Origin of the sequence: Pseudomonas sp. HMWF006 (assembly GCF_003061205.1) — a bacterium.
GTDB lineage: Bacteria > Pseudomonadota > Gammaproteobacteria > Pseudomonadales > Pseudomonadaceae > Aquipseudomonas > Aquipseudomonas monsensis.
Map to the genome: position 1 here is coordinate 1 of NZ_QAIU01000653.1, position 9,563 is coordinate 9,563.

The 9,563-nt window shown below is 61.4% G+C and carries 8 protein-coding genes; 6 read left to right on the forward strand and 2 right to left on the reverse strand.

All coding sequences use genetic code 11. The features are described from left to right. Positions 1-1,165: succinyldiaminopimelate transaminase (dapC, locus tag DBR24_RS30150; RefSeq protein WP_128616508.1), on the forward strand; the 1,165-nt coding region annotated here is incomplete at its 5' end. A 48-nt stretch (positions 1,166-1,213) separates the two neighbouring features. Here the strand turns inward: dapC and DBR24_RS30155 are convergent. Further along, a complete protein-coding gene (locus DBR24_RS30155) occupies positions 1,214-2,845 on the reverse strand; it encodes a Na+/H+ antiporter (RefSeq protein ID WP_128616509.1) in 1,632 nt (543 codons plus the stop codon). Between the two features lie 293 nt (positions 2,846-3,138). Here DBR24_RS30155 and DBR24_RS30160 point away from each other — a divergent pair, with 293 nt between their 5' ends. The 4 genes from DBR24_RS30160 (at position 3,139) to DBR24_RS30175 (ending at position 6,306) form a co-directional block, all read left to right on the forward strand. Next, positions 3,139-3,501, forward strand: coding sequence for an ArsC family reductase (locus DBR24_RS30160; RefSeq protein WP_123465070.1), 363 nt, complete (start codon positions 3,139-3,141; stop codon positions 3,499-3,501). A gap of 32 nt (positions 3,502-3,533) precedes the next feature. Next, positions 3,534-4,568: a 2,3,4,5-tetrahydropyridine-2,6-dicarboxylate N-succinyltransferase gene (gene dapD, locus DBR24_RS30165; RefSeq protein ID WP_128616510.1), complete on the forward strand. Its 1,035-nt coding sequence runs from the start codon at positions 3,534-3,536 to the stop codon at positions 4,566-4,568. A 131-nt stretch (positions 4,569-4,699) separates the two neighbouring features. Next, the gene (locus tag DBR24_RS30170; RefSeq protein ID WP_128616511.1) at positions 4,700-5,905 is read left to right on the forward strand and encodes an aminotransferase class V-fold PLP-dependent enzyme; all 1,206 of its coding nucleotides are present in this window, start codon (positions 4,700-4,702) and stop codon (positions 5,903-5,905) included. Beyond that, entirely contained in the window at positions 5,902-6,306 is a 405-nt protein-coding gene (locus DBR24_RS30175) for a SufE family protein (RefSeq protein WP_128616512.1), read from the forward strand. Before DBR24_RS30170 ends, DBR24_RS30175 begins: the two co-directional genes overlap by 4 nt. A 115-nt stretch (positions 6,307-6,421) precedes the next feature. On the opposite strand, the gene tcdA is transcribed toward DBR24_RS30175, so the two are convergent. After that, complete coding sequence (tcdA, locus tag DBR24_RS30180) at positions 6,422-7,234, reverse strand: tRNA cyclic N6-threonylcarbamoyladenosine(37) synthase TcdA (RefSeq protein WP_371921385.1); 813 nt, start codon at positions 7,232-7,234, stop codon at positions 6,422-6,424. A gap of 220 nt (positions 7,235-7,454) precedes the next feature. On the opposite strand from tcdA, the gene DBR24_RS30185 reads away from it, so the two are divergent. Further along, the coding region (locus tag DBR24_RS30185; protein WP_256592006.1) for a glycosyltransferase at positions 7,455-9,563 on the forward strand (2,109 nt) is incomplete at its 3' end.

The window sequence follows — 9,563 nt, forward strand, 5'->3', positions numbered from 1 at the left end:
GTTCGAAAAGCTCCGCGCCCTGCTCGGCAGCGTAACGCCAAATCCGGACAAACGCCCGATCGCTCTGTCGATCGGCGAGCCGAAACATCGCTCGCCAAGTTTTGTCGCCGAAGCGCTGGCCAACAGTCTGGATCAGATGGCGGTATACCCGACCACCCTCGGCATCCCGGCCCTGCGCGAAGCCATCGCTGGCTGGTGCGAGCGTCGTTTCGGCGTGCCGAGCGGCTGGATTGACCCGGCGCGTAATGTGCTGCCGGTCAACGGTACCCGTGAAGCGTTGTTCGCCTTCACCCAGACCGTGGTCAACCGTGGCGATGACGCCCTGGTGGTCAGCCCGAACCCGTTCTATCAGATCTACGAGGGCGCGGCGTTTCTCGCCGGCGCCAAGCCGCACTACCTGCCATGCCTGGACGAGAATGGCTTCAACCCGGACTTCGACGCGGTATCGCCAGAGATCTGGAAACGCTGCCAGATCCTGTTCCTGTGCTCGCCGGGCAACCCGACCGGCGCACTGATTCCGGTCGATGTGCTGAAAAAACTGATCGCCCTGGCCGACGAATACGACTTCGTCATCGCCGCCGACGAGTGCTACAGCGAACTGTACTTCGACGAACAGACGCCACCGCCGGGCCTGCTGACTGCCTGCGTTGAATTGGGCCGCAAGGATTTCAAACGCTGCGTGGTGTTCCACAGCCTGTCCAAGCGCTCCAACCTGCCGGGCCTGCGCTCCGGTTTCGTCGCGGGTGATGCCGACATCCTCAAGGGCTTCCTGCTGTATCGCACCTACCACGGCTGTGCGATGCCGGTGCAAACGCAACTGGCCAGCGTGGCCGCGTGGAACGACGAAGTGCACGTGCGCGCCAACCGTGCGCTGTACCGCGAGAAGTTCGACGCGGTCCTGGCAATCCTCAGCCCGGTGATGGATGTGCAGCGTCCGGATGGCAGTTTCTACCTGTGGCCAAACGTGCAAGGTGATGACGCGGCGTTTTGCCGGGAGCTGTTTGCTGAAGAACACGTGACCGTGGTGCCCGGCTCCTACCTGTCCCGCGATGTAGATGGTGTCAACCCGGGTGCCGGTCGCGTGCGCATGGCACTGGTTGCGCCACTGGCTGAATGCGTCGAAGCGGCGGAACGTATTCGCGCCTTCATCACACGGCACAAGTAAACATCCGATTGCCCGCGCCAGACGCTCTGGCGCGGGCAACTCCGCAGGCTATTTGACCTGTCCCAGATTCGCCTCACTCAAATCCAGCTCACCCAAGACCTCCCGCAACACGTCATCGCCAATCTGATGCTGCCGACTGAGGCTATACAGTTCGAGGCGCTGCGCCCGTAGGGCCTTCAAACGCAGCCGGCGCTCCAGCAGATCCATCTGAAACGCCAGCGCCTGGGCTTCGGCGGAATCGTTGAAGACCTCAAGTTGATGGCGATACTCGGACATGATCCGCGCTTTCAGTTCCGCCGAGAGTGCCGCCTGAGCGGCGTCCTGCGGGGCGACCTCTTCGGTTTCCAGCGCATGGATCGCCGCCTCGGCAGTCTTGCGCCAGGCATCGCGCACTTCCTGACGGCGCTTGTCATCCGGGCTTTTTTCGATACCGCGCAGCAACAGTGGCAGCGCGATACATGCCGAGATCAGCGACAGCAGAATTACCCCGGCGGCGATGAAGATCAGCAGGTCACGCTCGGGGAACGCCTCGCTACCCATCAGCATCGGCACCGACATCACACCGGCCAGCGTCACCGCTCCGCGCACCCCACCGACAGTCAACAGCCAGCAGGAGCGCGCGGTCGGCACTTGCGTCAGCTCGCCCTTGCCGCGCAAACGCCGCAGCAACACCGACAAGCGCCAGATGCTCTGCACCCAGATAAACCGCAGCAACACCAGCGCGAGGAAAATCGCCACCACGTCGAGACAGCGATAGAGCAACGTCGGCCACAACGTCGGCTCGTGGCTGACCACGGCTTTGATGATGTCCGGCAATTGCAGGCCGAGCAGCAGGAAGATCAAACCATTGAAGGCAAACTCCAGCAATGACCAGACGCTGCGATTGAGCAAGCGGGTGCTGGTCTGGCGTGGCAACAGATCGAGCCAGCTCTGCATCATCCCCGCCGCCACCGCCGAAAGAATGCCGGAAGCGCCCAACCGCTCGGCCAGCACATACGCCGCGAAAGGCAGCAGTAACATGAACACCACGTGGGTGGCCGGATCATCCCAGCCGCGAGCGATCATCCACGCACGCAAGCGCCCGACCAGCCAGCTCAGCGCGACGCCCACCGCCAGACCACCAACCGCCACCAGTACAAACGTCAGACTGGCATTGGCCAGCGAAAATACTCCGGTCACTGCGGCAGCGAGGGCGAACTTGAATGTCACCAGGCCTGACGCGTCGTTCATCAGCGCCTCGCCCTGCAACATGTGCATCAGTGGCGTCGGCAAGCGGTTCTGCGAAATCGCCGAGACGGCCACCGCATCCGTCGGCGACAGCACGGCGGCCAGGGCGAAAGCCACCGGCAGCGGAATCGTCGGCAGCAGCCAATGAATGAAGTAACCCGCTCCGACCACGGTGAACAGAACGAGTCCGACCGCCAGGGTCAGAATCGGCCCGCGCAACTGCCAGAACTCGCGCTTGGGCATGCGCCAGCCATCGGAAAACAGCAACGGTGGCAGGAATAGAAACAGGAACAATTCGGGATCAAGGGCCACGTGCAGACCGAGGGTCGGCCAGGCGAGCAAGGCGCCAGCGGCGATTTGCACCAGAGGAAGCGGCAGCGGGATGACCCGTCCGACCAGCCGCGAGACGCTGACCAGCATCAGCAGGATCAGGACGGTATAAGCGGTTTGCATAAAGCGGAAATCTCAGACGATCGACAGCGTTGAACTGCCATATTAGCCGCTTAGGATGCGTCTGGCGTTTGCACCTATGTCGCACGCGTACACGCCGCACCAATGTGGGAGCGAGCTTGCTCGCGAATACGGTGTGTCATTAACAGAGATTTTGACTGACACGGCCCCTTCGCGAGCAAGCTCGCTCCCACAGGGTTTTGCATTGCCAAATCGACCTGAGGCGCCGCGAACCGGTTTGGTCATGGCATAATCCGACACCATTTTTCTCCAGCACCTGTAAAGGGGGCGATTCCTTGACCGTTTCAAGTAAAACGTTGCACCTTTTCGGCATCAAAGCCTGCGACACCATGAAGAAGGCGCGCACCTGGCTCGATGAACACGCTGTCAGCTACGACTTTCATGATTACAAAACCGCCGGTATCGACCGTGAGCACCTGACTCAATGGTGTGACGAGCACGGCTGGCAAACGGTGTTGAACCGTGCAGGCACGACCTTTCGCAAACTCGACGACGAACGTAAAGCCGATCTCGACCAGTCGAAAGCCATCGAACTGATGCTCGCTCAACCCTCGATGATCAAGCGCCCGGTGCTCGATCTCGGTGACCGAACCCTGATTGGCTTCAAGCCAGACATCTACGCGGCTGCACTCCAGTAAGCAGCCCGTCACTTATTGCTAGAGGTATTCACATGTCCAAATCCCTGTTCAGCATCGCCTTTGGTGTCGGCACTCAGAACCGTCAAGGCGCGTGGCTGGAAGTGTTTTACGCCCAGCCACTGCTCAACCCGTCGGCCGAACTGGTCGCCGCTGTTGCGCCGATCCTCGGCTACACCGAAGGCAACCAGGCCATCGCCTTCACCACCGCGCAGGCTGCGCAACTGGCCGAAGCGGTCAAAAGCATCGACGCCGTGCAAGGCAAGCTGCTGACCCGTCTGGCCGAGAGCCACAAGCCGCTGGTCGCCACCCTGCTGGCCGAAGACGCACAGCTTACCTCGACACCTGAGGCCTACCTCAAGCTGCACCTGCTGTCCCACCGTCTGGTCAAGCCGCACGGCGTGAGCCTGGCCGGGATCTTCCCGCTGCTGCCGAACGTGGCCTGGACCAGCCAGGGCGCGATCGACCTGAGCGAACTGGCCGAGATGCAACTCGAAGCCCGCCTGCGCGGCGAGCTGCTGGAAGTGTTCTCGGTGGACAAGTTCCCGAAAATGACCGACTACGTGGTTCCGGCCGGCGTGCGCATCGCTGACGCTGCGCGTCTGCGTCTGGGTGCCTACGTGGGCGAAGGCACCACCGTGATGCACGAAGGCTTCATCAACTTCAACGCCGGCACCGAAGGCCCGGGCATGATCGAAGGCCGCGTGTCCGCTGGCGTGTTCGTCGGCAAGGGCTCGGATCTGGGCGGCGGCTGCTCGACCATGGGCACCCTGTCGGGTGGCGGCAACATCGTGATCAAGGTCGGCGAAGGCTGCCTGATCGGTGCCAACGCCGGTATCGGTATCCCGTTGGGCGACCGCAACACCGTCGAGTCGGGCCTGTACGTGACCGCCGGCACCAAGGTGGCACTGCTGGACGAGCACAACAACCTGGTCAAGGTGGTGAAGGCGCGTGAACTGGCCGGTCAGACTGACCTGCTGTTCCGTCGCAACTCGGAAACCGGCGCCGTGGAGTGCAAAACCCACAAATCGGCAATCGAGCTGAACGAAGCGCTGCACGCTCACAACTAAGCAGCACATCGACCTCCTGTGGGAGCAAGCTTGCTCGCGAAGCTTTTGGCGTATTCAAGAACGCCTTCGCGAGCAGGCTCGCTCCCACAGTGTCTTGTGTACATCCCGCCCAAGTTCACAGGGCTGAACAAATGATGATTCCCTCCCCCTGGCGCGCCGACTTTCCGGCCATCGCCGCCCTGCAACGGCAAGACCAGACCTATCTGGACAACGCCGCCACCACGCAAAAACCGCAAGCCCTGCTTGACGCACTGACGCATTACTACGCCAACGGCGCGGCCAATGTGCATCGTGCGCAGCACCTGCCCGGCGCTCACGCGACGCAGGCGTTCGAAGACAGTCGGCTCAAGGTGGCCCAGTGGCTGAATGCCGGTGACAGCGGGCAGATCATCTTCACTCACGGCGCCACCAGTGCGCTGAATCTCCTGGCCTATGGCCTGGAACATCTTTTCCACCCGGGCGATGAAATTGTCATCAGCGCCCTGGAGCATCACGCCAACCTGCTGCCGTGGCAGCAACTGGCGCAGCGGCGCGACCTGAAACTGGTGATCCTGCCGCTGGATGACGCCGGTTTGATCGACCTCACGGCCGCCGTGCATCTGATCGGCCCGCGTACACGTTTGCTGGCGGTCAGTCAGTTATCCAATGTGCTCGGTGCCTGGCAGCCATTGCCAGCGCTATTGGGCATGGCCAAGGCACAGAACGCCCTGACCGTGGTCGATGGCGCGCAAGGTGTGGTGCACGGTCGCCACGACGTGCAGGCGCTGGGTTGTGACTTCTATGTGTTTTCCAGCCACAAGCTGTACGGCCCCGATGGCCTCGGCGTGCTGTTCGGGCGCAACAAGGCGCTTGAGCAACTGAAGCCCTGGCAGTTCGGCGGCGAAATGGTGCTGGAAGCCAATTATCACGATTCACGTTTTCGCCCTGCTCCGCTGGGTTTCGAGGCGGGTACGCCGCCGATCGCCAGCGTGATCGGCCTCGGTGCGACCCTCGACTACCTGGCCGGCCTGGACCAGGACGCAGTGTCCGCGCACGAAGCGGCGCTGCATGACTATCTGCTCAAGGGCCTGCACGCTCGCAAAGGCATCCGCCTGCTGGGCAAGCCGCAACTGGCGTTGGCCAGTTTTGTCGTCGAAGGCGTGCACAACGCCGATCTGGCGCACCTGCTGACCGAGCAAGGCATTGCCGTGCGCGCCGGGCATCACTGCGCCATGCCGTTGCTGAAAAGCCTGGAGCTGGCCGGGGCGATTCGTGTTTCGCTGGCGTTGTACAACGATTCCGAGGATCTGGAACGCTTCTTCGAAGCGCTGGATCAGGCGCTGGAGTTGTTGCGATGAGTCTGCCGCCCGCCGCTGCCGAAGCGCTGCACACTTTTCAGAATGCCGCCGGTTGGGAACAGCGTGCGCGGTTGCTGATGCAGTTTGGCGATCGCCTGCCACCGCTGGACGATGCAGAAAAAAACGACGCCAACCGCGTGCATGGTTGTGAAAGCCAGGTGTGGTTGCTGGGCTCGCTGAATGACGGCCACTGGCAGTTTTCGGCAAGTAGTGATGCGCGGATGATTCGCGGGTTGGTGGCGTTGTTGCTGTTGCGGGTCAATGGTCTGAGCGCTGCTGAATTGCAGCAAGTGGATCTGCCGGACTGGTTCAACGAACTGGGGCTTTCGCGGCAACTCTCGCCTTCGCGCAGTAATGGTCTCAATGCCGTACTGCAGCGGATGAATGAGTTGGCAGGTTAATCGCCATCGCTGGCAAGCCAGCTGCCACAGGGTTCTATGGTCTTCACAAATGCAGTGAACCAACCAAATACCTGTGGGAGCTGGCTTGCCAGCGATGAGGCCATAAGCCCCGACATCAAACCTGAGGCTTGAGCCGATCCGCCGGGCGCCGGACACCCGCCACAATCTTGTCCACCGCCTTGGTCGCCGCGACCATGCCGAATGTCGCCGTCACCATCATCACCGCGCCAAACCCGCCGGCGCAGTCGAGCTTCACGCCATCGCCGACAAAACTCTTCTGCAAACAGATACTGCCGTCCGGTTTCGGATAGCGCAGCTGTTCGGTGGAAAACACGCACGGCACGCTGTAATGGCGGGTCACGGTGCGCGAGAAGCCGTAGTCGCGACGCAAGGTCGAACGCACTTTTGAAGCCAGTGGATCGTTGAACGTACGGTTCAGGTCGCACACCTGAATCAACGTCGGATCAATCTGCCCGCCCGCACCGCCGGTGGTGATGATCTGGATCTTGCGCCGCTTGCACCAGGCAATCAGCGCAGCCTTGGCGTTGACCGCGTCGATGCAGTCGATCACGCAGTCAATGTTCGGCGTGATGTATTCGGCCATGGTCTCGCGGGTGACGAAATCGGCCACGGCGTGCACCGTGCAGTCCGGGTTGATCCCGCGCAGGCGCTCGGCCATCACTTCGACCTTGGGTTTGCCAACGGTGCTGTCCAGCGCATGCAACTGCCGGTTGGCGTTGCTGACGCAGACGTCGTCGAGGTCGAACAGCGAAATCTCGCCGACACCACAGCGGGCCATGGCTTCCGCCGCCCAGGAGCCGACGCCACCGACGCCAACGATCGCCACATGGGCCGCGCGCAGGCGCTCGAGACCCTCGATGCCATACAAACGGGCGATGCCTGCAAACCGTGGATCTTCTGTACTCATGACCATTACCCCAAAAACCGGCGCGCATTATAGGGCTACGCAGCGACAAGTTTTAACCTTCGAGCTAAAAGTGTAAGAACTTAAGTCAAAGTCGGATGCCCAATATCCGGCATTTCCTTGTCTGGTGTACGACTAGTGGAGTGCCGGTGTAGGATTCGCGCCCTTTTGGCGTAAGCCGATCCGTTCCTTCGTTCCACAGCCTTTGGAACCCGAAATAGCTATGTCATCGCGTAAATTTGGTCTCAACCTGGTGGTGGTTCTGGCAATCGCCGCCCTGTTCACCGGTTTCTGGGCGCTGATCAACCGCCCGGTCTCCGCGCCCAACTGGCCGGAGCAGATTTCCGGTTTCTCCTATTCGCCATTCCAACAGGGACAATTCCCACAGAAGGATCAGTATCCGACTGACGATGAAATGCGCCGCGACCTGGAGATCATGAGCAAGCTGACGGACAACATCCGCATCTACTCGGTCGACGGTTCGCTGCAGGACATCCCGAAACTGGCGGAAGAATTCGGTCTGCGCGTGACGCTGGGGATCTGGATCAGCCCTGACCAGGAACGCAACGAGCGGGAAATCCAGCGTGCCATCGAACTGGCGAACACTTCGCGCAGCGTGGTTCGCGTGGTGGTCGGCAACGAAGCGATCTTCCGCAAGGAAATCACCGCCGAACAACTGAGCGTGCTGCTTGATCGCGTGCGGGCGGCCGTCAAGGTGCCGGTGACCACCTCCGAGCAATGGCACGTCTGGGAAGAACATCCGGAACTGGCCAAGCACGTCGACCTGATCGCGGCGCACGTCCTGCCCTACTGGGAATTCATTCCCGTGGACAAGGCCGGGCAGTTCGTCTTCGACCGCGCCCGCGACCTGAAAAAGCTGTTCCCGAAAAAACCGCTGCTGCTGTCCGAGGTCGGCTGGCCGAGCAACGGTCGCATGCGCGGTGGCGCCGATGCGTCGCCGGCGGATCAGGCGATTTACCTGCGCACGCTGGTCAACAAACTTAACCGTCAGGGCTTCAACTACTTCGTGATCGAAGCCTTCGACCAGCCGTGGAAGGCCAGTGACGAAGGTTCGGTGGGCGCCTACTGGGGCGTATTCAACGCCGCGCGTCAGCAGAAGTTCAACTTCGAGGGCCCGGTAGTGGCGATCCCGCAATGGCGCGTACTGGCCATCGGTTCGGTGGTGCTGGCGCTGCTGTCGCTGACCCTGCTGATGATCGACGGTTCGGCCCTGCGTCAGCGCGGCCGTACCTTCCTGACCTTTATCGCGTTTCTCTGCGGTTCGGTGCTGGTGTGGATCGGCTACGACTACAGCCAGCAATACAGCACCTGGTTCAGTCTGACCGTGGGTTTCCTCTTGGCGCTGGGTGCGCTCGGGGTATTTATCGTGCTGCTCACCGAGGCCCATGAACTGGCCGAAGCAGTGTGGATTCACAAGCGGCGACGCGAATTCCTGCCGGTGATCGGTGATTCGGACTATCGACCGAAAGTCTCGATTCACGTGCCCTGCTACAACGAGCCGCCAGACATGGTCAAACAGACCCTCGATGCCTTGGCTGCCCTCGATTATCCGGACTATGAAGTCCTGATCATCGACAACAACACCAAAGACCCCGCGGTCTGGGAGCCGGTGCGCGACTACTGTGAAACCCTGGGGCCGCGCTTCAAGTTCTTCCACGTCTCGCCCTTGGCCGGGTTCAAGGGCGGCGCGCTGAACTACCTGATTCCGCACACCGCCAAGGACGCCGAAGTGATCGCGGTGATCGACTCCGACTACTGCGTGCACCCGAACTGGCTCAAGCACATGGTGCCGCACTTCGCCGATCCGAAAATCGCCGTGGTGCAGTCGCCGCAGGATTACCGCGACCAGAACGAAAGCACCTTCAAGAAGCTCTGCTACGCCGAATACAAAGGCTTCTTCCACATCGGCATGGTCACCCGCAACGACCGTGATGCGATCATCCAGCACGGCACCATGACCATGACCCGCCGCTCGGTTCTGGAAGAACTGGGCTGGGCCGACTGGTGCATCTGTGAAGACGCCGAACTGGGTCTGCGCGTGTTCGAAAAAGGCCTGTCGGCGGCGTATTACCACGACAGTTACGGCAAGGGCCTGATGCCGGATACCTTCATCGACTTCAAGAAACAGCGTTTCCGCTGGGCTTACGGCGCGATCCAGATCATCAAACGCCACACCGGCAGCCTGTTGCGCGGCAAGGACACCGAGCTGACCCGCGGTCAGCGTTACCACTTCCTTGCGGGCTGGTTGCCGTGGGTCGCGGACGGCATGAACATCTTCTTCACCGTCGGCGCGCTGTTGTGGTCGGCGGCG